Below are 22325 nucleotides of genomic sequence, written 5' to 3'. Positions count from 1 at the left end.
CGCCGAGAGAGCCCAGAGCCCCATGATTCCAGCAGCCCAGACTCCCCTGTATGAGATCAAAGCCAACCTCTTCAAGGCCTTGGCGCATCCCGCGCGTATCCGGGTCCTGGAACTGCTGGCGGCCGCTCCGGACACGGCTGCGCCGGTGAGCTACCTGCTTGCTGAAACAGGTCTTGAGGCTTCGCACCTCTCCCAGCACCTCGCCACGCTCCGCCGGCACCGGGTGGTGACGTCGGTCCGGACGGCCAACGTGGTGACCTACCGGCTGGCGCACCCGAAAATCGCCGAGCTGTTGGCCATCGCCCGGATCTTCCTGCTTGACAGCCTCGCCGACTCGGGCGAGCAGCTCCGGCTCGCCCAGCAACTGCCCGCCGCACACCTGAACGGTTCCGCCTCGTGAGCGCCGGGACAGCGCTCCGGGGCGCCCGGGTCCGGGTCGCCAGGTTCCTGCCCTCCCGGGATGACTATTCCGGCTTGCGCTCGTCGTGGCGGACGGACCTGCTCTCCGGCATCACCGTAGGAATCGTCGCCCTCCCCCTGGCCCTCGCCTTCGGGGTGAGCTCGGGCGTCGGTGCGGAGGCCGGCCTCGTCACTGCAGTGGTTGCCGGGCTGGTGGCCGCGCTGATGGGCGGATCCTCCGTCCAGGTTTCCGGCCCCACCGGCGCCATGGTGGTGGTCCTGGCTCCCGTAGTGGCGGCGCACGGGACGGGAAGCATCGCCCTGGTCTCCGTCATGGCCGGGCTGATGGTCATCGTCCTGGGCCTCAGCGGCCTGGGCCGGGCCGTCGCGTTCATCCCGTGGCCCGTCGTCGAAGGCTTCACCCTGGGCATCGCCGCCATCATCTTCCTGCAGCAGGTGCCGATGGCCACCGGCACGGAAGGAGTTCCGGGCCACAACACCCTGCTCGCCGCCGTCGAGAGCGCCGCCACCGCCACCGCACCCGCGGTGCTGCAGACCCTGGCCGTGGTGGCCGGCGTCGCCGCCGTGATGTACCTGCTGCCCCGGTTTACCAAGGCCGTCCCCGCCAGCCTGGCCGCGGTGCTGCTGGCCACCGTCGCCGCTGAAGTCCTGGACCTCCAGATCCCCCGGATCGGCTTACTGCCGCATTCCCTGCCCGCGCCGTCGTTGCCGTCCATGGAACTGTCGGGGCTCGGCCAGTTGTTCATGCCTGCGGTGTCCATTGCCACCCTCGCGGCCATCGAGTCGCTGCTGTCGGCCCGGGTGGCGGCCGGCATGGTGGGTCCGGACGGCCGGCCGACCGGCGCGTACAGCCCGGACCGTGAACTCACCGGCCAGGGCCTGGCCTCGGTCGCCGCGGGGTTCTTCGGCGGGATGCCGGCCACGGGGGCGATCGCACGCACCGCGGTCAACGTCCGTTCCGGCGCCAGGACCCGGCTCGCAGCCATTGCGCACGCCCTCGTGCTGCTGGCGATCATCTACCTGGCGGCCGGTTGGGTGGGCAGGATCCCGCTGGCGGTCCTGGCCGGAATCCTGATGGTCACGGCCACCCGCATGGTCTCCCGGCAGACCGTCGCGGCGGTGCTGCGTTCCACCCGGGCCGACGCCTTCGTCTTCGTGCTCACCGCGTTGATCACCGTGGCATTCGACCTTATCGTGGCCATCGAAATCGGCCTGGTCGCGGCGGCAGTCTTCACGCTGCGCAAGTTCGCCTCGCTCAGCGGGGTGCAGCGCGAGCCCATCCCCGGGGCCTCGGCGCCCGGCGACGGACACATCGCGATCTTCCGGCTGGACGGCGCGATGTTCTTCGGCGCTGCGGAACGGGTGCTGCAGGAAATCAGCCAGGTCAAGGACATCCAGGTCGCGATCATCCGGCTGTCCCAGGTCCGCATGCTCGACGCGACCGGGGCGCACACGCTCGTTGAAGTGATCGCGGCGCTGGAGCTGCGGGGCGTGACCGTGCTGCTCAAGGGCGTCCAGCCGCAGCACCTGGACCTCGTCACGAACGTCGGCGTGATCCGCTCGCTGCGGCACCACAAGCACCTGTTCGACAGCCTGCCGGCAGCGGTGGAGCACGCCCGCAGCCACGTGCTGCGGAACGCCGCTGCTACCGCTTGAGGTTCCTGCGGATCGTTTGGCCGCGGACCACGATGCCGACGATGTGCAGGATGAGCCCGAGCCCGATAACTGCCAGCGAGGTCATGGCGAGTCCCTGGTTGCCGGTGTTGTTGCCGACCAGGTTAAGAATGATGCCGACGGCGATCAGTCCCATGGCGCTGAAAACGAGCACCTTGTAGGTGGTTGATGCGGTAGCCCAGAATTCGTTCAGCACCGTGCCATTCTACGGGGAGCAGTGGGTCGCTCTGCGACGCGCCTGGTTCCCGGCGCCGCGGATATTACCCACCGACGCGGGAATACCGGGCGCGTCCGGACTTTTGCGCGTCGCCAGGTAATTTGCGCTTCAGAACAGGGACTCCTGGACCGCCGGGACCTCCGAGCGGTGCTGGCCGAGTTCGATGGTCCGCCCCTTCAGGCTGGCGAGGTTCACCACGAAGTCCAAGTCCGCGCCGTCGAGCCGGGCCAAGGCAACGCTGCCGCTCAGCGCCGTGGTCTCGAAGCCGTGCGTGCCGGAGCCGAGATCATGCGGGTAGGCGTGCCGGAGCGCCGGGACGGCTGCGGCGTCCGCCAACCGGGGCCGCCGCCACTGCTCGTCCACGACCCGGTACCCCTCACTGCCGGCGACGGCCAGCACTGCGCGGGCTCCGGCGGCCCGGCGGGCGTTGCGGGCATCGACGTCGGCAGGGAGCAGCGGCGCGGCGATCCCGGCGGCCTTCGCCGTCGAGCGGACCTGCTGCGGCAGCCCGGCGTCGCGGGTGACGAGGTCCTCCAGAAGCCTCACGATCCGCCCGTCGTCGGCGGCGGCAACGTAGCGGGCCGCGACGGCTCCTTGTTCCGCGAGCCGGTTCCATTTGCGCAGCTCCGCGGCGGTGCCAACCTTGCTGGCCCCGTTGGCGAAGGTCGCCACGTACAGCCAGTGCGGTTGCATGAGATAGGCCCGCAGCCCCGCCGGCACGCGGCCGCCGCGGTGGAAATCGTGGACCAGCCGGGAATCGTCGACGGCGAAACAGGTGCCGCACTGGTGACCGCGCTCGGCAGCGGCCCGCTCCGCGCAGCGGACGTAGTCGCGCTCCGCCGGACCGTGGACCTTGTGGTGGCCCAGGCAGCGCTTCCCCGGGGCGGTGACGCGGAAGCCGAGCCGGGTTCCGGCGTCGAGCGCTACCTCTCGGATCGCCCCCGCGTCGTCCTGCAGGCGCAGGACGACCCGGGCCTCCCCGGCGGCCGAGGGCGCAGGACCATCCCAAAAGACCCCGTGGACCAGATAACGGGTATCGGTCACGGGGTCTCCTTGCTGGATCGGGGTCGGCTACAGGGCCGGCTGCACCCCAAACGCTACCGCGAGCTTCATGATCTTCTCGGCACGGCCCAGGCGCGGCAGGTCGGAGCCGTCCCGGATGACACGGCCGTTGGCCTCGAAGTCGGCCATGAAGTCGGTGGCCCAGGCGACGTCGGAGGGCGTGGGGCTGATGACCTCGTTGATGACGGGGGTCTGGTCGATGGCGAGGCAGAGCTTGCCGGTCATGCCCATCATCACCGTGATGCCGGTCTGCTCGCGCAGGATCGGGTGGTTGGTGCCCACCGTGGGGCCGTCGACGGGGCCGGGCAGGTTGCCCACGCGGCTGGCCACGACCAGCTTGGCGCGGGGATAGGCCATCGCCTCCGCGGTGGCGGCCATGCCGGTGTCGCGGCGGAAGTCGCCCGAGCCGAAGGCCAGCCGGAAGGCGCCCTGGGCCTTGGCGATGTGGTTGGCCTCCTCGATGCCTACGGCCGACTCGACCAGCGGAATCACGGGGGTCTTGCCGTCCATGCGGTGGAAGCTCTCGGTGACCTGGTCCGCGGACTCGGTCTTGGCGAGCATCACGCCCAGCAGTCCGGGCGTGCCGCGCAGGCCTGCGAGGTCATCCGCCCAGAAGGGGCTGGTGGCGTCGTTGATCCGGACCCAGGCGCTTCCACCGGCGGTCAGCCAGTCGACGACGTGCTCGCGGGCCGCGTCTTTCTGGGAAGGATCCACCGCGTCTTCGATGTCCAGGATGATGGCGTCCGCGCGGGACTCTGCCGACGGTCCGAAAAGTTCCGGCTTCATGGCGTTGACCAGCAGCCAGGAGCGGGCAATTTCGGCCGGGACGTTGCGTTGGGGCCGGACAATCCCGGCGGTGGTCATAGAGGTCATGTCTCTACGCTAGCCGCCCGGGACCGCCCGCCGCCAAGTAAGACCCCCGTTCGGGGCGACCAATACGAACAAAACCGCATCCGACGCCCACCTGCGGGCGGTTGGGGGCGCAGCGGCAGGCGGACGGCTTAGGGGATGTTGCTGCCGCGGGCGGTGATCCATAGCCGGTACCACTCGGCGCGGCTCATGGAGGCCGCCACCCCGACGGCCCCGGCGCAGGCCCGGATCCGCTCCGGCTCGGCGGTTCCGAGCACGGGTGAGATCCGGGCCGGGTGCTTCATCAGCCAGCCCAGCAGGATCGCCTCCCCGGTGGTGCCTTTGGCCGCAGCCATCTCGGCCACCAGGGCTGCCGTGGCCCGCTCCGCCGCGCTCGGCGTTGCCGCCGGTGCCCCGGTGTAGAGCCCCCGGGACAGGGAACCGTAAGCCTGCAGGGTGATGCCGCGGCGCACGCAATGCTCCACGGTGCCGTGCGGGAAGCTGTAGTCCGTGCCCTCGGCGTGGTTGACCAGCACGGTGCTTTCCAGCCATGCCCGGGCGGACAGGCTCATCTCCAGCTGGTTCGCCACCACGGGCACCTCCAGCCGGTCCTGCAACAACTCGATCTGCGGAGCGGACATGTTGGACACGCCCAGGGCGCGGACTTTGCCTTCGGCCATCAACTGCCCGACGGCGCTGGCCACCTCGGCCGGGTCGAGCAACGGATCCGGCCGGTGCAGCATCAGCACGTCCACGTAGTCGGTCCGAAGCCGCGCAAGGCTCCCGTTGACCCTTTCCAGGATCCCCTCCCGGCTCAGGTCGTAGAACGCGTCCAAGCCTTCCTGGTTGAGCCGGATGCCGCATTTGGTCTGCAGCCGGATCCGCTCACGCAGACCCGGCGTCTGCGCCAGCACCTCGCCAAACACCGCTTCGGCTTTGCCGCTGCGGTAAATGTCCGCATGGTCAAAGAGCGTGATGCCGGCCTCCAGCGCGGCGCCGACGGCGGCGGCCGCCTCGTCCACGTGCGCGGACGAGTACGGTTCCGCCGACCAGCTGCCGCCCAGCCCCATGCAGCCGTAAATCAATTCCTGGGTCGGCATCGGCTCCGCCCCGGAAACCCCGGACGGCAGGGCCGTAGCCGCCCGCTCACCGTGCTGCCCGGTGCGCTCCCCAGACGGTGAAGTCACCGGAGCCAGACGCTCGTGTTGCCCGGCAGCAGGTTCCCGTCCAGCGGGCCGCTGCTGATCAGCACCTCACCGGCGGGCAGTTCGACGGCGTCGTCCCCGAAGTTCGTCACCGACTGCCAGCCGCCGTAGCGGCGGAAGTGCAGCACGTTGGCGTGTTCAGTTTCCAGCCACTCCAGTTCCTCGGAGGTCTGCAGTTCACGCCGCAGCTTCAAAGCCCGGCGGTAGAACTCGAGGGTGGAACCCTCGGTGTTGTCCTGGGCGGCAACGGAGTAACGGCCGAACCATTCCGGCTGCGGCAGGTGTGCGCCGCCGTCGCCGAAGCCGAAGGAGGAACCGTCCGCCGCCCACGGCAGCGGAACGCGGCAGCCGTCACGGCCGACCTCGACGCCCTTGTTGCGGAAGAAGGTGGGGTCCTGGCGCTCGGCGTCCGGAATGTCGCCGACTTCCTGCAGGCCCAGTTCCTCGCCCTGGTATAGGTAGGCGGAGCCGGGCAGGGCCAGCATCAGCAAGGTCGCGGCGCGGGCGCGGCGCAGCCCCAGCTCGACGTCGAGTTCCTCGCTCGGGGCGCCGTCCAGCAGCCAGCCTTTGCCGTCCTGGCCCTTGGCGTGCCGTCCGACGGCCTTGGGCAGGCCGTAGCGCGTTGCGTGCCGGACGACGTCGTGGTTGGAAAACACCCAGGTGGAAGAGGCGCCGGACTCGGTGGCCTCGGCGAGGTTGCGGGTGATGATTTCGCGGAACTCGTCGGCGTCGAAATCCGCCTGCAGCAGGTCGAAGTTGAACGCCTGGCCCAGGCCCTCGGGGCTGGCGTAGCGGGCACGGCGGCTGGCGTGCACCCAGGCTTCGGCGACGGCGGTGCGCGGCGGGTTGTATTCGTTGAAGAGCTCGCGCCACTCAACGTAGATCTCGTGGACTTCGTCACGGTCCCAGAACGGGTGTGAGCCGTCGATGTGGCCGTCGGCGCCGGTTCCCGCCGGGTTGAGCTCGACCTTGGACAGCAGCGGCTCCGTCAGGTCCTTGGTCAGGGCGTGAGCGACGTCGACGCGGAAACCATCCACACCCCGATCGGACCAGAAGCGCAGGGTCTTGAGGAAGTCGTCGCGGATCTCACGGTTCGACCAGTTCAGGTCCGGCTGCTCCTTGGCAAAGATGTGCATGTACCACTGGCCGGGGGTGCCATCGGGCTCGGTAATGCGTTCCCAGGCCGGCCCGCCGAAGACGGACTCCCAGTCCGAGGGCGGGATCTCGCCGTTTTCGCCCTTGCCATCCCGGAAGATGTAGCGCTCCCGCGCGGCCGAACCGCGAGGGGAGGCGAGCGCTTCCTGGAACCAGACGTGCCGGTTGGAGGAGTGGTTTGGAACGATGTCGGCGATCAGTTTGATGCCCGCGGCATGCAGCGCGGCGGACATTTCGTCGAAGTCATCGAGCGTGCCGAGCTTCGGGTCCACGTCGCGGTAGTCGTCGACGTCGTAGCCGCCGTCAGCGAGCGCGGAGGGGTAGAACGGAGAGAGCCACACGGCGTCGATCCCCAGCGCCTTGAGGTAAGGGACCTTCGCGGTGATGCCCTTGATGTCGCCCAGGCCGTCCCCGTTGGAGTCGGAGAAGCTGCGCGGGTAAATCTGGTACACGGACGCCTGGCGCCACCAGTTAGGGTCAGCGGCGAGGTCGGATCCGGACAGGGTTGCCAGCGTGGCGGTGTTCGACAAGAGAAGTCCTTCGGGCTGGGGGCGTCTGATAATTTAGATAGATACTAAATTTATTACTAGGTCAATTATGGGTCCGCAGCCAAGGGGAGGTCAAGATTCCGGCACCACAGACAGCGGCCACGCCGCACCTGCTGCGCCGGGTCAATGCGCAGTCGGTCCTGGCCGCCATCCGCGGGACCGAGGTGGCCACCGGCACGGAACTCATGGCTGAGACAGGACTGACCCGGGCTTCGGTGATTGCCGTCTGCGAGGACCTGCTCCGGCGCGGCTGGATCCGCGAACTGGATGTTCCCCGAAAGGACGCCCGCACCGCCGGAACAGCGCAGAAGGGCAGGCCGGCACGCCGGTTCGAACTCAAGGCACGGGCCGGCGTCGTGCTAGGCCTCGACATTGGCGCCGCGACCACCACTGCAGCTGTCGCCGACCTGCGCGGCACCGTGCTCGCCCGCGCCAGCGGGAGCTTCCGGGCTGCGGACATCCCCGCCGAGGAACGCATCAGCGTTGTGGACCGGGCCTGCAGGCAGGCCCTGAACGATGCCGGCGAGAGCCCGGGCAAGGTGCTGGCCGTAGGAGCCGGCATCGCAGCCCCTGTGGACCGTGCCGGCAATGTTCTGGCGGCGCAGCACTTCTGGAGCCTCTTCGACGTCGGGCTCCGCTCCGCGCTGCTGGACCTGCACGGCTGGCCGGTACTGCTGGAGAATGACGCCAACCTCGCCGCGTTGGGTGAACGGTGGCGCGGCTCCGGGCCCGGCGTGGATGACCTGGTCGTGCTGCTGGCCGGTGAGCGCCTTGGTGCCGGAGTGCTGGAGTCCGGCCGGCTGCTGCATGGGCGCGGGGGCGGAGCCGGCGAAATGGGCTTCCTGGCGATGGTGGAGGGAGTCGGCTCCAGCGACGGCATCGCGAGCCTGGCCCGGCAGTGGCAGGCCGCGGATGGCGGACCGTCGTCCGGGGGCACACCCGGTGCGCGGCGGGTCTTCGCCGATGCTGCGGCCGGCGACGAGGCCGCCGTCGCCATCCTGGCCCGCCTCTCAGACCGGATGGCCCGCGTCGTCGCCGCCATCGCCAGCCTGCTGAACCCCGAACAGGTGGTCATTGGCGGCGCCGTCGCCGATTCGGCAGCCGCCCTCCTGCCCGGCATCACTGCCGCCCTGCCCCGCTTTACCGCCACTCCCCCGCGCGTGACAGTATCGCCGCTGGGCGACGCCATCGTCACCGTCGGAGCCATCCGGCACGCCCTGGACTTCGTCGAGGCCAACGCGCTGGAGCTGGAGCTGGCCCGGTAGCTTTGCGCCGGGACGCATTCCATCACAAGGTTTGCGCAGTTTTTACAACAATTGGCGATTGCTGCGGAAAGGTTTGCGCAAGTCGCCTCGCCTTTTCATAGTGTCTCCGTAGACTTGCCTCGTTTCCCGGTCTCCCGCGGCGGCACCGCTCAGTATCGGTGAAAGCAGCGGTCTCACGAAGGTCAAGAAGTGAATCTAATTCGGAAGTCGGCTGCGCTTGTCGCAGCGCTGGTACTTTCTGTGTCGTCCCTCCCAGCCCTTAGCAGCGCACCCGCCTGGGCGGAGGAGGTCCCCACTCCTACTCCAACAGCAACGTCCCCCGCGACGGCGGCGCCTTCGGCAGCTCCCACCACGTCCCCGACGTCCACCGCATCCCCGACGTCCGCCACGTCGCTGACGCCGGCCACGTCCCCGACGTCCGCCGCGTCGCCGACGCCGGTTGACGTCGCGGCAACCACTTCGGCCTCGCCGACGCCTGACGCCACCCAAGGTGCACTTCCTGCCGAGCACACCTTTCAAACACCGCCGCCAAGCAGGCCCAAGGGCGCCGCCCCACAGAAACTCGCTACCGAGGCGTACTCACTAACCAGGGCCGGCACCATCTCTGTGAGGATCGTCAAGGTCCAGCTGGCTGACCGCAAGGCCGATATTTACGACACCGATGTCACCGGTGCAGTGAGCACGGCCAACAACTATTGGCAGGCCATGAGTACTGGCGCTAACGGCCCGCGCATACGCATGAAGCTGGGAACCCCGGAGAATTGGACGAGTAAGGCCACCTCCAAGCAGAGCTACACGGACATGATGAACACCATCTCAGCCGAACTCGGTTGGCCAGCCAGTCCCAACCCCTGGACTGCTCTGGTGGTCTTTGTCTCGACGCCGACACTTTCAGACGGCGCGTATGGGGCAGGGTGGAGCTACAACGGCACGAGCGGGCGAGTCATTATGCCTCTGCCCGGTCCCGGGCAGATGAGTAGCAGCGTCTTAACGCACGAATTCGGCCACGTTCTGGGGTTGATGCATGCCAATGCACTCCAGTGTGGCAGCGGTGCACAGGACGTCAGCACCACCATGAACGGCACTTTTGCTGACACGAGCTGCAGCATCCAAGAGTACAAGGACACCTTGGACCTCATGGGCGCTTCGCAGGCGAGTCAGCCAGTCATCAGTTCCCCAATGTGGGAATTCGGCGGCTTTGGCCGCGGTGATGAAGTTCTGAACGCCGGCACGGTCGGGGGTAGAAAGAGCTACACACTCAAGCCATGGGCCGGAACCGAAGCAAATCGCGCCGTGAGGTTCACTGACCCCGTGAGCGGGGAGGTCTACTACCTCGAACTCCGCCTGCCGGTGGGTTACGACACCGCCGTCGCCGTGAACGGCAACCGGGGCGTCAAGGTCGTTCAAGCACTCGACGCGGGTTCCCTCGCCTTGCAGCCGGATAGCCGGGGATTCTTGGGATATTATGGCGCGAACCAGGCCTGGCAGGCGGGTCAAGTCTTTACCACCCATGCGGGAACCAGCGTGTCGATTGACTGGATCTCCTCCACTGGGGCAGGCGTAACCATCGAATCCGTCGCCGGAGTGGCGGCTCGGGCTATCGCGCCCGTCGCGAGCGAGAACACTTCTTTGGGCGAGGCCACTTCCGGGGTCCTCTGTGGCTTGCGGGACGGCGGTTGCTACCAGGCCTTTCAGGGCGGCACAGTCCACTGGGCTCCTGGCGTTGGCGCGTTCGCTACCACTGGCCTTATCCATTACGCCTGGGGCGTTGTGGGCTACGAAAACGGCAAGCTCGGCTACCCCGTCACGAATGAGATCTGCGGCCTGACCGGCGGCGGCTGCTACCAGGGCTTCCAGAACGGCACCATCCACTGGGCTCCCGGCGGAGGCGCCTACGCCACCTGGGGAGGCACCCGCAGCTTATGGGGGAAGCTCGGTTACGAAAACGGCAAGCTCGGATACCCCACCAGCAATGAGTCGTGCGGCCTGGTCGACGGCGGGTGTTACCAGTCGTTCCAAGGCGGAGATATCCATTACGCTCCGGGCATCGGCGCTTACGCCACGTGGGGCGGAATCCGCGCTGCGTGGGCCAAGCTCGGCTACGAAAACGGCAAGCTCGGGTATCCGGTAACCAACGAGATCTGCGGCCTAGTCAACGGCGGCTGCTACCAGGGCTTCCAGAATGGCACCATCCACTACGCCCCCGGCATCGGCGCCTACGCCACCTGGGGCGGAATCCGCGCGTTGTGGGGCAAACTCGGTTACGAGGGCGGCAAGCTCGGCTACCCGGTGACCAACGAAATCTGCGGCCTGACCGGCGGCGGCTGCTACCAAGGCTTCCAGAACGGCACCATCCACTACGCTCCCGGCATCGGCGCCTACGCCACCTGGGGCGGAATCCGCGCAACATGGGGCAAGCTCGGTTACGAGAAAGGCAAACTCGGCTACCCGGTAACCAACGAGATCTGCGGCCTAGTCAACGGCGGCTGCTACCAGGGCTTCCAGAACGGCACCATCCACTACGCCCCCGGCATCGGCGCCTACGCCACCTGGGGTGGAATCCGCGCAACATGGGGCAAACTCGGCTACGAGAACGGCAAACTCGGCTACCCGGTAACCAACGAGATCTGCGGCCTGGTCAACGGCGGCTGCTACCAGGGCTTCCAGAACGGCACCATCCACTACGCCCCCGGTATCGGCGCCTACGCCACCTCCGGGCCTATCCGAGCTGCCTGGGGTGACCTTGGCTACGAAAACGGCAGGCTCGGCTATCCCGTCGCAAATCAAGCATGCGGAGCCGACGGAAGCTGCTCCCAGGGATTCCAGTTCGGATCCATCAAATGGTCAGCCAACCAGGGCACGGTAGTAACGCCCTAGACCAACGCAGGTGATAACGAAGGCAAGTGACGATAGGGGCCGCCGTCGTCACTTGCCTTCGTCGTATGCTGCAAGCCCCGCCGCGGGACGGGGACGGGAAGCCATCGACGCTTGGTACTTGGCTCTCCAACCCGGGCGGCCCGCTAACACAGCCTGGCACCCCCTGGGCGACTGTTAGCTCGCCGACTCCAGTGCGGCGGCAAGCGGCAGCGTCCCGTCCCGGAACTCAATGGTCCGCCCGGCGGTCTGCGGCAGGCCCAGCACCGCGGCCGCCACGAGAGCCACGTTGGCGCGTGCCGTGTCGGTGCCGTCCGATGTGTCGGCCGGGTCGACCTCGATCAGCCCGTTGCCGGGACCGTCCGTCAGGGACCCGGGCCCCAGGATGGTCCACTCCAACCCGCTCCCCCGCAGGTGTTCATCGGCAGCAGCCTTCGCCTCGGCGTAGGCGTGGAAGCTGTTGTCCGCCGGGACGCCGTGGTCCGGCCCGGCGCCAAGGTAAGAGACCATGACGTAGCGGCGCGCACGGGCCTGCGTGGCCGCGTCGATTGAGCGGATCGCCGCGTCGCGGTCCACCGCGTAAGTGCGTTCCGGGCTGCCGCCGCCGGCTCCGGCGGACCAGACGACGCCGTCGTGGTCCTTAAGCGCCGCGGCGATTTCCGCCGTCGTGGACTTCTCTACGTCCAGCACGAGCGGGGAGGCGCCGGTGGCGGCCACGTCGGCGCGGTGGTCGGGATTGCGGATAATGGACGTCACCTCGGCCCCGTCCTGGGACAGCAGGCTGGACAGTTCTAGGGCCACTTTGCCGTGGCCACCGATGATTGCGATTCGCGTCATCGTCCCATTGTGTCCCACCTCGGCCGGCTCTGCACCGGTTGCCCTGTCAGTCGGAGCTGCCATGGGCGCCGGTGACAGCGACGTCACCTTCCTCGTTCCCGCCCTTCTTCGCCCCGGACGGCAGCAGTTTTAGCAGCGGGTGCACGACGGCCAGGACGACGAGGCCCCAGACGAGACCGATGACGGCCGAGCATACGGTGTTCACGAGCCAGGCCAGGAAACTGCCGAACACGGGGATCCCGGCCACAGGGTGTTCAAGGACGTGGACCAGGTCATAGGGTGCGTGCCAGCCGAGGTCGTGGGCCCCCTGCAGCATGATGTGGCCGCCGACCCACAGCATGGCAATCGTCCCTACGAAGGTGATCACGGCCAGCACCTTGGGCATTCCCCTGACGAGGAGCTCACCGAGACGTTGGGAGCCCGCGGAGTCCTTGGTTGTCAGGTGCAGGCCGATGTCGTCCATCTTGACGATGAGCCCGACGGCGCCGTAGACCAGCACCGTAATCGCGATGGCCACGGCGACCAGGATGACGGCGCGGACCCACAGGGACTCGCTGGCCACCTCGTTCATCGAGATGACCATAATCTCGCAGGACAGGATGAAGTCAGTAGTGATGGCGCCTTGGGTGACCTTGGCCTCCGCCTCCGGGCCCCGCTCGACCGCCGGAGCCTTTTCGTCCGAGTGGTCTCCGCGGAGCTTGTGCCAGACCTTTTCGGCACCCTCGTAGCAAAGGTAGGTGCCACCGGCCATGAGGATGAACGGAATGACCCCCGGGATGAAGGCGCTGATGAGCAGCAGCGCCGGCAGGATGAATAAGAGCTTGTTCCGGAGCGAGCCCCAGAAGATCCGCTTGATCATTGGCAGTTCCCGGGACGGGTCCGCCCCGGAGACGTACTGCGGGGTGACGGCGGCATCGTCGATGACCACGCCGGCTGCTTTGGTTCCCGCCTTCGCGGCTCCGGCGGCGACGTCGTCCACCGAGGCGGCCGCTATGCGGGCCAAGGCGGCGATGTCGTCCAGCAGGGCAACGAGACCGCCGCTCACAAGGCACCCCCGGACCGCTCGAAGGTGGACGGCTGAGCGTGGGTGTCTCGGTCGAGACGAGGGAGTGGCATATTCGAATTATATGGCGGCGGGCAGTACCTGGGCTGGAGTGGCGGGCAGCCCGTGGGACGTTGCCGGCAGGGGAAGCAGGGGAATGCTCCAGGGCTAACCCATGCTCCACAAACTGATGCTTCCCAGCAGCGCAGAAAACCCCCGGAACCTTGCGGATTCCGGGGGTCTGATCTGGTAGCGGTGGGGAGGCTCGATCTCCCGACCTCACGATTATGAGTCGTGCGCTCTAACCAACTGAGCTACACCGCCACGAATGAGAAAAACCTGCATCAAGCCGGTCAAAACCGCCTTGACACAGGCCCTCACCCAGAGCCCCCCACCGGAATCGATCCGGTGACCTCGTTCTTACCAAGAACGCGCTCTACCACTGAGCTAGGGGGGCAACGAGTAAATACTTTACCGGAAGATTCCGCTGCCAACAAATCGGCCAACGGCCTCCTCCCATGCCGGCACCGGCCGCGGTATTCCGGGCTTTTCCGGACCTGGCGGGCTCTTCATCCGGCACGGTAAAAGGCCCACGGCCGGGGATGTGACGAAGCCGACATCGGGAGCGGTCGACACCGTCAAAAAGGCCAATCCCGACGTCGGGCATCGCGCCGTCCCGACGCCGGGCATCGGCCCACGGATAGCAGAAACGGACCGGCTCCGAAGAGCCGGCCCGTTCAGGCACTGCTTATAACCGAGTGGTTACCACTTGTTGCGGGGCTTCAAGCCGCCTTCGGTGCGCGGCTTGCGGGTGTCCGCACCGCGTTCGTTCCGGTCGCTGAAGGAGCGTCCGCCGCGGTCAGCCGAGGAACGCTCGCCGTCGTTCTTGCGGAATTCGCGCTTGAAGCCGCCGTTGCCTTTGAAGTTTCCGCTGCCGCCGGAGTAGCCGCCGCTGCGTTCTCCCCCGCGGTTGCCCTGGTAGGAGCCGCGGTCACCGGAGGGCTTGCGGCCGTTGTCCAGCTCGAGGTGGATCAGCTCGCCGCCGATCCGGGTGCGGGACAGTGCTCTCAGCTGGTCGGGGCTCAGGTCCGCCGGGAGCTCCACGAGGGAGTGGTCCGAGCGGATGTCGATGCCGCCGATCTGCGCCGAGGAGATGCCGCCTTCGTTGGCGATGGCGCCAACAATGGAGCCCGGCATGACGCGCTGGCGGCGTCCGACGGCGATCCGGTAAGTGGCGTTGCCCTCGGTCAGGGTGCGGGTCGGGCCGCGTGAGCCGAAGCCGTCCTTGGACCGCTCGCGCTTCTGGAATTCCGGCGCTGCCGGCAGTTCCTTGACCAGCAGCGGCTGTCCGCCCTGCGCCATGACGGCCAGTGCGGCGGCGATCTCGGCGGCTGGAACGTTGTGCTCCTGCTCATAGGAAGCGATCAGGTCACGGAACACCGAGACGTCCTCGGACTCGAGGGTTTCGGTGATCTTGTCAGCGAACTTGCCCAGACGCAGCGTGTTGACCGACTCGGCGGTGGGCAGGTGCATCTGCTCGACCGGCTGGCGGGTCGCCTTTTCAATGGAGCGCAGCAGGTACTTCTCCCGCGGCGTCATGAACAGGATCGCGTCACCCGAGCGGCCTGCACGGCCGGTGCGGCCGATGCGGTGGACGTAGGACTCGGTGTCGTGCGGGATGTCGTAGTTGATCACGTGGCTGATCCGCTCGACGTCGAGGCCGCGGGCCGCGACGTCGGTAGCGACCAGGATGTCGATGCGGCCTTCCTTGAGCGCGTCGACGGTGCGTTCGCGCTGCTGCTGCGGGATGTCACCGTTGATGGCCGCGGCCTGGAAACCGCGGGCGCGCAGCTTGTCGGCGAGGTCTTCGGTGGCCATCTTGGTGCGCACGAAGGCGATGACGCCATCGAACTCTTCAACCTCAAGGATGCGGGTCATGGCATCGAGCTTGTGCGGTCCCATCACCTGCAGGTAGCGCTGGCGGGTGTTGGCGCCGGTCGTGGTCTTGGACTTGACCTGGACCTCGGCCGGGTTGTTCAGGTACTGCTTCGACATGCGGCGGATCTGGCTCGGCATGGTGGCGGAGAACAGTGCAACCTGCCGGCCCTCGGGGGTCTGCTGGAAGATCTGCTCGACGTCATCGGCAAAGCCCATGCGCAGCATCTCGTCGGCCTCATCCAGCACCAGGTACTGGAGTTCGGACAGGTCCAGCGAGCCCTTGGCGATGTGGTCGATGACGCGGCCGGGGGTGCCGACAACAACCTGGGCACCGCGGCGCAGGCCGGCGAGCTGCGGACCGTACGCGGAGCCGCCGTAGACCGGGAGGACGGTGAAGTCATCGATGTGCTTGGCGTAGGAGGTGAACGCCTCGGCGACCTGGAGTGCCAGCTCGCGGGTCGGGGCCAGGACCAGGGCCTGGGTCTTGCGGGACGGGCCGTTCAGGTCGTGGAGCTCGGCCAGACGGGACAGGGCCGGCACTGCGAATGCTGCAGTCTTGCCGGTACCGGTCTGGGCCAGGCCCACGACGTCGCGGCCTTCAAGCAGCAGCGGAATGGTGGCTGCCTGGATCGGGGACGGCTTCTCGTAGCCGACATCCTGAAGGGCGGCAAGGACGCGGGCGTCGATACCGAGGTCGACGAAGCGGAGGCCCGTTTCGTCGTCGCCGGTGGCGTCAGAGGTCTTCTCGGTGCTGGGGGCAGCAGTGGTGTCGGCGGCCGCAGTGGCAGCCGTTTCAGTACCCTCGACGTCGGCCTGGGTGTTTTCAGTGTCGACGGAGTTGTCCTGATTTTCGGGCATAGGGGAATGTTCCTCATCCATAGGGGCCAGGCGGCACTACCCGAGGTGAGCGGAGCCGCAGTACGCGTGAGCCGTGGTGCCGGACATACATTGACCGGCCGGTCACATAGAAGTCCGGCGCTTTCGCAATCCCGTGGCAGGACTTCCCGCTGCATCTCTTGGCTGCTATCCCAGCAGTCTGTACAGCGTTTTCTTTAGCCGGCTCTCCCTATGAAAATGCCTGCGTCGCAATCGCGCAGGCCCCAACACTTACCAGTCTTGCCTCAAGAATTGGGCAGGAAATAAGGGATTTCCGGAGTGGGGGATGTTTCAAGTGTACGGCATGCAAACGCACCGATGCCAACGCGGACGACGACGACGGCGGTGAGCTTGCGCACACAGCTGGCACTGGTTCCGGTGTCGGCCAGCTCAGCTCGGCAGCCACGTGCCGGCCTGCTGAGCTCGGGAGCCGGTGCGTCTGGGTGCTAGCTCCGGGTCTTCGCCTGCAGCTTCTCGAACTGCCGGTGGTACTCCGCCTGCAACCGGATGGAACCCTCGGCGTCGGCGTCCCGGAGGGCCTCCATATCCTGGACCGTGGGGTCGGAGAACCACTTGCCCACGGTCACGCCGTGCGCTGGCACGTAGGAGCGGTGGATGTGGTCCCCGGCCCGGACGCTGCCGACCCGCACCACCCGCAGGTACGTCCCCACCCTGCCGGCTTCCGTGAACCGCTTCACCCAGTGCGGTTCGTTGACCCGCCGCTGGAAGGTGCCGCACGGGATGCGCGGGGAGGTGACCTCGACCTCGACGTCGAGCCCGATCCGCCAGCGTTCGCCGATTACGGCGTGGGTCGCTTCGAGGCCGGCGACGCGCAGATTCTCGCCGAGGTAGCCCGGCGGGATGTCCCGCCCCAGTTCCGCGGCCCAGTAGTCGGCGTCGGCCTGCGAGTAGGCGTAAAGGGCCTGGTCTTCGCCGCCGTGATCGACGCGGTCAACCTGGACGTCCCCCCGCAGCCCCAGCCGGTGAACCTTGACGGGTCCATCCACGGCCCGCTTGTCGATGGCGGTCACCCCGAGCCTGCCCTCATCGCTGAGCAGCTGGTGCACCCGGCAGACGGCAAGGACAGAGGCGGTTTTCATGGCACCAGTGTAGGACCGGTGGACTCGGGCAGGCCGCAAGCGAGCAACCGCCGCGTTCCTGCCCAGTTACTAGCGGTCCCGGGCGTCCGCAGCCTCCTGACACCGGCGTGTCGGCGCGAGTCAGGTGCGGCCCGCCGAGGCAACTGGGCAGGAGCGCGCACGGCGGCGTCCGGGCAGGCGGCAGGACCGGGGGCAAGGGCTGCTGCAGGAATAGGATGCTGCAATGAGCAGCGATGGAGCGATGAATGCGTCCGATGTGATGGCCCTCGATTCCCTGTTGAGCGCCGAGGAGCTGGCAGTACGGGAGGGGATCCGCGATTTCACCAACCAGCGGATCCGCCCCGGCATTGCCGGCTGGTACGACGACGGCGTGTTCCCGCTGGACCTGGCTCCGGAACTGGGTGAACTCGGGGTGCTGGGCATGCAGCTGGAAGGCTACGGTTGCCCGGGGCGCTCCGCCGTCGAGTACGGCCTGGCCGCGATGGAGCTCGAGGCCGGTGATTCCGGGATCCGCACCTTTGTGTCGGTGCAGGGCTCCCTCGCAATGACCGCCATCCACTTGTGGGGCTCGGAAGAGCAAAAGCAGGAATGGCTGCCCCGGATGGCCGCCGGCGAGATGATCGGCTGCTTCGCCCTGACCGAACCCACTGCCGGTTCCGACCCCGCAGCCATGCAAACCTTCGCCCGCCGGGATGGCACCGGCGAGGACGCCGGCTGGATCCTGGACGGCGCCAAGCGCTGGATCGGGCTGGCCTCCGTGGCGGACGTGCTGGTGGTCTGGGCCATGACCGACGACGGCGTGCGCGGCTTCCTGGTTCCCGCAGGGACACCGGGCGTCACGGCGGCGCCGATCACGCAGAAACTCTCAATGCGGGCGTCGATCCAGTGCGATGTCGCGTTCGACGGTGTCCGGCTCGGCCCGGAGGCGCTGCTGCCGGCGGCGCGCGGGCTGCGCGGTCCCTTCAGCTGCCTGAACGAGGCGCGGTACGGGATCGCGTGGGGTGCGATGGGGGCTGCCCGGGACTCCTATGAGGCCGCGCTGCGGTACTCGCAGGAGCGCCTGCAGTTCGGGAAACCGCTGGCCGGGTACCAGCTCACCCAGGAGAAGCTGGTGAACATGCTGGTGGAAATCCAGAAGGGCACACTGCTGGCGCTGCAGCTGGGCCGGCTCAAGGACGCCGGAAAGCTGCGGCCGGAACAGATTTCGCTGGGCAAGCTGAACAACGTGCGGGAAGCGATCGCGATCGCCCGGGAGGCACGGACCATCCTGGGCGGAAACGGCATCACGCTGGACTACTCACCGCTGCGGCACGCCGCCAACCTCGAATCGGTCCGGACCTACGAGGGCACCGACGAGGTGCACACCCTGGTCCTGGGCCAGCACATCACCGGGCTGGCCGCCTTCCGCTGACCGGCCGCGCGCCTGGACTTCCGTAGATCCCACAGTCCTGTCGGCCGAACCCTTCCGCCGCCCGAACCCTCCCGTCGGTCGAACCGTCCCGTCCGGCTGTCGCTGGCCACGAGTTGACAGTTCACGGCAATGCGCCACGGGAACATTGCCGCGAAATGCGAACTCGGCGCCCGGCGGGGCATCAGGCGGAGAAGCCGCCGTCGGCCTTGACCAGCTGCCCGGATACCCAGCGGCCCTCGGGCGAGAGCAGGAACGCCACCGTCCCGGCGACGTCCGCCGGAGTTCCGAGCCGTCCGCCGGGCTGCCTCCCGGCCAGGTCCTCGCGCAACTGCTCGTCCATCCAGCCGGTGTCCACCGGCCCCGGGTTGAGCGCGTTGGCACTGATGCCCAGCGGGCCGAGCTCCCGGGCCGCGGCAATCACGATCCGGTCCAGGGCGCCTTTGGAGGCGCCGTAGGGCAGATTGAAGGCGGTGTGGTCGCTGGTGAGGGCCACGATGGCGCCGCCGCCGGCCGGAACCTGCCGGGCGAAGGCCGTAATCACCTGCCAGCTTGCGCGGGTATTGACCGCAAAGTGCCGGTCGAAGCTCTCGATGCTCGTGTCCAGAATGCCGGAATCCACCGACTCGGCATGGCTCAGGACGAGCCCCTGGAGGCTTCCCGCCTCGTTTGCCGCAGCGGCCATCAGCCGGTCGACTGCCCCCGGATCCTGGAAGTCGGCCTGCACCGCCACCACAGCGGCGCCGGTGGCCTGCAACTCGGCGGTGAGCCGTTCGACGTCGTCGGGCTGGACGCCCCACGGCATCCTGGCGTCGTAGTCCTGCCAGTAGGTCAGGACGAGGTCCCAGCCGTCGGCGGCAAGCCGGCGGGCGATGCCGGCGCCGAGTCCGGCGAGCCGTCCGACGCCGGTCACCAGCGCGGTCTTGCGTTGCACGGCCGGCCCGGGGGCGGCCTTTGTGCCCAGGTTCTCGGGTGCAGGCTGAGGCGAAGCGGTGGACGGGGTCATGCGGCCCAGCCTAGCGCGGCGGTTGCGGCAGCAGGGCCGCAGCCGCTGGCTTCAGCGTCCGGTCGATGTTGATGACGTCCCGGGCCAATGATCCCCGACGCAGGACGAACAGCCAGCACAGCATGAGGGCAACAGCGCAGAAGACGCCAGCGCTGGACGCCATTATCCACAAGTCTGGTGTCTGCAGGTCCAGGTTTTGCGCTCCGAGGGCAGTGCCGATCGTTTTGGGCGAAAACAGAAAAACGAGCACGGACACGCCAAGCACCGTTCCCAGCAGCCACCGGGTCCCGCGGTAGCGGCGTGGTGTCTCGCGGAGGGTCCAGGCGAAGGCCGGCAGCACCATAGCGACCCATACCCAGTGGTGCGACCAGGAGACCGGGCTGATCAGCAGCATGGTCAGCGCTGTGGCGGAGATAGCGACCACCCGCGCGCCCTGTTCGCTCGCGGTCTTGATGATGCTGGCGGCGAGGGCCACCACCAGCACGCTCATAACCAGCCACGGCACGGTGACGGCGGCCTCGGGAACGCCGAAGTGGAGCAGCGCGCCTTTGAGTGACAGGTTGTCGACGTAGCCTGCCCCACCGATCCGGGAGGTGTCCGGCAGGGTGGAGAGCCAGAACTCGAGGGTTTCAGCCGGGCGCAGCAGGCCTCCGATGAAGACAGTTGTGAAGAATCCCGCCGCCATGTTCAGCAGGCCGCGCCAGTCCTTGCGAAGCAGGAAGTAGAGCCCGAACACCAGCGGGGTCAGTTTGATGCCGGCGGCTACACCCACCAGGAACCCCCGTCCGGGGATGCCGCGGGACCAGCGGGGGTTCCGGGCCAGCAGGTCGGCAGCCATCAGCCCCATAAGCAGGATGTTGATTTGCCCGAAAGCAAGCGTCTCGCGCCAGGGACCGAGATTGAGCAAGGCTAAAAACAGGATCACCGCGGCCCAGCCGTTGCCCGGCGAGCGGAAGGTCTCCCGCCAGCCTGTCCTGCCATTCCAATAGCGGACCGTGCGGGCCGCCACCCAGAACGCCGTGAGGACTCCCGCTGTGTTGAACAGGTTCAGCGCAACTTTTTCCGGGAGCCTGGCGAACAGGCCGAAGAGCAGGGCGGCAAAGGGCGGGTAGGTGAACGGCAGCGCCGGGCCGCCGGCCTTGTCGACGTAGCCTTGGTAGAGGTCCGACGGCGCCTGGCCCGCGTCGTTGAGGATCTTGCCGCCATACCAGTAGACGCTGAAGTCCAGGCCCTGCTCGCCCCAGAGGGTCAACCAGTGCCTCACCACGAAGACCAAAGCGGCCAGCGCCAGCAGAAGCAGAGCCGACGCGAGCACGGCGGCTCGGGCCGGGCGTGCCGGCTTCGTGTTCGTCAGGGGCTTGGACGGGTTCCCGGGCGGGGCCGGGCGGCCATCGGCGTCGAGCACTGGCATCTCGTTCTCCCCAAAATAACTGCCCTGGACGCGGAACCCGCGCGCGCCATCTGCATGCGGCGGTTGCCTCATCGAGGTTACAGGTCAGGGCAGTGTTTGTCGCAAACACTGCCGTGAAATGCACACTCGCGGCAGGGGGCGAGGAAAGAGCGGGCTACGATGCGGGCCGCAGCGCAGCGCGTGAGGGCCGGTAAGCCAGCGCCCAGTAGACCAGCATGGCGACCCCGCAGACTACGCCAAGGCTCGCGACGATGAGCTGCCACTGGGTCTGCGGGTCCTTGCCCCACTCGTGCGCCCCGGCCATGACCGACAGGTACTTGGGCGTCAGGTAGAAGGCGAGGGCGGACGCGGCCACGATCACCCAGCCCGCCAGCCGCATCCGGCCGTTCCGCGAGGGGACCCGGTGGATGGCGAATCCCATGCACGGCAGCGCTACAGCCATCCAGACCCAGTGGTGGGACCACGACACCGGGCTGATGAGCAGCATCAGCAGCGCGGTCGCGGACACGGCCACGAAGTTCTCGTCCGCGTCGACCGCCCACTTGATCACGAGCGCGGCCACGGCGGTGAGGCCGAGGGCGAGCACCAGCCAGACCAGCGTGGTCGAGGACGAGTCCGGCAGCCCCAAATGCAGCAGCAGGCCCTTGACCGAGAGGTTGTCCACGTAAGCCGGGCCGCCGATGCGCCCGGTGTCCGGCAGGATTTTGGTCCAGAAGGTCAGCGACGCGGTGGGAAGAAGGGCCCAGGCCAGCGCGATGGAGCCGAAGAACCCGGCAGCCATCCAGCCCAGGGCTTTGAAGTCGCGGCGGACCAGGAAATACAGCCCGAACGCCAGCGGGGTCAGCTTGATCCCGGCCGCGATCCCGATCAGCAGGCCCGCCGGCCACCGGAACTCCCCGGCCCGGGACTTTCCGTACAGGGCAAAGTCCGCCAGGATCAGGCCCATCAGGATGATATTGATCTGGCCGAAGTCGAAAGTGTCCCGCCACGGGCCCAGCAGCAGGATGGCGGCGGTACCGGCCAGCGACACGGTACGGAACCGCCAGTCCGCCACCGCATCACGCCACCGGCCCAGGCCGAAGTAGTGCCGGGTCAGCCACGCGGACACGACGGCGGCGCCGAGCAGCGCCGTGGCAATGAAGACCAGGCTCCCCCCGCTCTGGCCCAGCGCGGCCATCACCGCGAAGATCAGCGCCGCGAACGGCGGGTAGGTGAACGGCAGGCCGTCCCGGGGAGCGTAGAGCTCGTTGACGCCCGTCTCGCCGGTCTGCAGAACGCGGTTTCCGCCGTAGAAGTAGACCTCGAAGTCGTTCATCAGCGGAATGTACGCGGTGTACAGCACCGCCAGGGCGGCGACGACGGCGGCCGCACCGGCCGCCGTCGTCGCCGCCCTGCCGCGCGTGGAGGTGCCGGCGGCCTTGGAAACGACAGTCACCGG

Annotated in this window: 18 protein-coding genes and 2 tRNA genes; 5 read left to right on the top strand and 15 right to left on the bottom strand. The window is 67.8% G+C overall.

The genetic code is table 11. The features are described 5' to 3' along the window. The first annotated feature begins 22 nt into the window (after positions 1-22). Positions 23-400 (top strand): metalloregulator ArsR/SmtB family transcription factor, encoded by a 378-nt coding sequence (locus QFZ61_RS07100; RefSeq protein WP_307034630.1) that lies wholly within the window; start codon positions 23-25, stop codon positions 398-400. Beyond that, positions 397-2076 (top strand): SulP family inorganic anion transporter, encoded by a 1680-nt coding sequence (locus QFZ61_RS07095; protein ID WP_307034629.1) that lies wholly within the window; start codon positions 397-399, stop codon positions 2074-2076. The genes QFZ61_RS07100 and QFZ61_RS07095 overlap by 4 nt, the downstream gene beginning before the upstream one ends. Here the strand turns inward: QFZ61_RS07095 and QFZ61_RS07090 are convergent. From QFZ61_RS07090 to QFZ61_RS07070, 5 genes are all read right to left on the bottom strand, one after another. Beyond that, entirely contained in the window at positions 2066-2290 is a 225-nt protein-coding gene (locus QFZ61_RS07090; RefSeq protein ID WP_307034627.1) for a DUF3188 domain-containing protein, read from the bottom strand. The genes QFZ61_RS07095 and QFZ61_RS07090 overlap by 11 nt on opposite strands. 129 nt (positions 2291-2419) lie before the next feature. Further along, positions 2420-3355, bottom strand: coding sequence for a DUF2797 domain-containing protein (locus tag QFZ61_RS07085; protein ID WP_307034625.1), 936 nt, complete (start codon positions 3353-3355; stop codon positions 2420-2422). A 27-nt stretch (positions 3356-3382) separates the two neighbouring features. Next, the gene (locus QFZ61_RS07080) at positions 3383-4246 is read right to left on the bottom strand and encodes a CoA ester lyase (RefSeq protein ID WP_307034623.1); all 864 of its coding nucleotides are present in this window, start codon (positions 4244-4246) and stop codon (positions 3383-3385) included. Positions 4247-4374: 128 nt separating this feature from the next. Beyond that, positions 4375-5322: an aldo/keto reductase family oxidoreductase gene (locus tag QFZ61_RS07075; protein WP_307038045.1), complete on the bottom strand. Its 948-nt coding sequence runs from the start codon at positions 5320-5322 to the stop codon at positions 4375-4377. 83 nt (positions 5323-5405) lie between these two features. Then, complete coding sequence (locus QFZ61_RS07070) at positions 5406-7112, bottom strand: glycoside hydrolase family 13 protein (RefSeq protein ID WP_307034622.1); 1707 nt, start codon at positions 7110-7112, stop codon at positions 5406-5408. A 203-nt stretch (positions 7113-7315) separates the two neighbouring features. Here QFZ61_RS07070 and QFZ61_RS07065 point away from each other — a divergent pair, with 203 nt between their 5' ends. Next, a complete protein-coding gene (locus QFZ61_RS07065; RefSeq protein WP_307034620.1) occupies positions 7316-8395 on the top strand; it encodes an ROK family protein in 1080 nt (359 codons plus the stop codon). Positions 8396-8577: 182 nt separating this feature from the next. On the opposite strand, the gene QFZ61_RS07060 is transcribed toward QFZ61_RS07065, so the two are convergent. Continuing rightward, positions 8578-8880 (bottom strand): hypothetical protein, encoded by a 303-nt coding sequence (locus QFZ61_RS07060; protein ID WP_307034618.1) that lies wholly within the window; start codon positions 8878-8880, stop codon positions 8578-8580. 121 nt (positions 8881-9001) lie between these two features. On the opposite strand from QFZ61_RS07060, the gene QFZ61_RS07055 reads away from it, so the two are divergent. Then, positions 9002-11272, top strand: a complete 2271-nt coding sequence (locus QFZ61_RS07055; protein WP_307034616.1) for a M43 family zinc metalloprotease — start codon at positions 9002-9004, stop codon at positions 11270-11272. Between the two features lie 174 nt (positions 11273-11446). On the opposite strand, the gene QFZ61_RS07050 is transcribed toward QFZ61_RS07055, so the two are convergent. From QFZ61_RS07050 to QFZ61_RS07025, 6 genes are all read right to left on the bottom strand, one after another. Then, a complete protein-coding gene (locus tag QFZ61_RS07050; protein WP_307034615.1) occupies positions 11447-12106 on the bottom strand; it encodes an NAD(P)H-binding protein in 660 nt (219 codons plus the stop codon). Between the two features lie 46 nt (positions 12107-12152). After that, the gene (locus QFZ61_RS07045; protein WP_307034613.1) at positions 12153-13151 is read right to left on the bottom strand and encodes a DUF808 domain-containing protein; all 999 of its coding nucleotides are present in this window, start codon (positions 13149-13151) and stop codon (positions 12153-12155) included. A gap of 244 nt (positions 13152-13395) precedes the next feature. Next, positions 13396-13472, bottom strand: a tRNA-Met gene (locus QFZ61_RS07040). Positions 13473-13533: 61 nt separating this feature from the next. Next, positions 13534-13605: transfer RNA gene (locus tag QFZ61_RS07035), tRNA-Thr, on the bottom strand. Positions 13606-13910: 305 nt separating this feature from the next. After that, the gene (locus tag QFZ61_RS07030) at positions 13911-15944 is read right to left on the bottom strand and encodes a DEAD/DEAH box helicase (RefSeq protein WP_307034611.1); all 2034 of its coding nucleotides are present in this window, start codon (positions 15942-15944) and stop codon (positions 13911-13913) included. A 464-nt stretch (positions 15945-16408) separates the two neighbouring features. Continuing rightward, complete coding sequence (locus QFZ61_RS07025) at positions 16409-17062, bottom strand: MOSC domain-containing protein (protein WP_307034608.1); 654 nt, start codon at positions 17060-17062, stop codon at positions 16409-16411. 223 nt (positions 17063-17285) lie between these two features. On the opposite strand from QFZ61_RS07025, the gene QFZ61_RS07020 reads away from it, so the two are divergent. Beyond that, positions 17286-18473 (top strand): acyl-CoA dehydrogenase family protein, encoded by a 1188-nt coding sequence (locus tag QFZ61_RS07020; protein ID WP_307034606.1) that lies wholly within the window; start codon positions 17286-17288, stop codon positions 18471-18473. Positions 18474-18654: 181 nt separating this feature from the next. Here QFZ61_RS07020 and QFZ61_RS07015 read toward each other — a convergent pair whose 3' ends face one another. From QFZ61_RS07015 to QFZ61_RS07005, 3 genes are all read right to left on the bottom strand, one after another. After that, on the bottom strand, positions 18655-19476 hold the full coding sequence (locus tag QFZ61_RS07015) for an SDR family oxidoreductase (RefSeq protein WP_307034604.1): 822 nt from the start codon (positions 19474-19476) through the stop codon (positions 18655-18657). A 10-nt stretch (positions 19477-19486) separates the two neighbouring features. Continuing rightward, entirely contained in the window at positions 19487-20887 is a 1401-nt protein-coding gene (locus QFZ61_RS07010; protein ID WP_307034602.1) for a glycosyltransferase 87 family protein, read from the bottom strand. Between the two features lie 154 nt (positions 20888-21041). Next, complete coding sequence (locus tag QFZ61_RS07005; protein WP_307034600.1) at positions 21042-22322, bottom strand: glycosyltransferase 87 family protein; 1281 nt, start codon at positions 22320-22322, stop codon at positions 21042-21044. Between the last annotated feature and the right edge of the window lie 3 nt (positions 22323-22325).

The organism is Arthrobacter sp. B3I4 (assembly GCF_030816855.1).
GTDB lineage: Bacteria > Actinomycetota > Actinomycetes > Actinomycetales > Micrococcaceae > Arthrobacter.
This window is presented reverse-complemented; position numbering and strand designations above follow the sequence as displayed.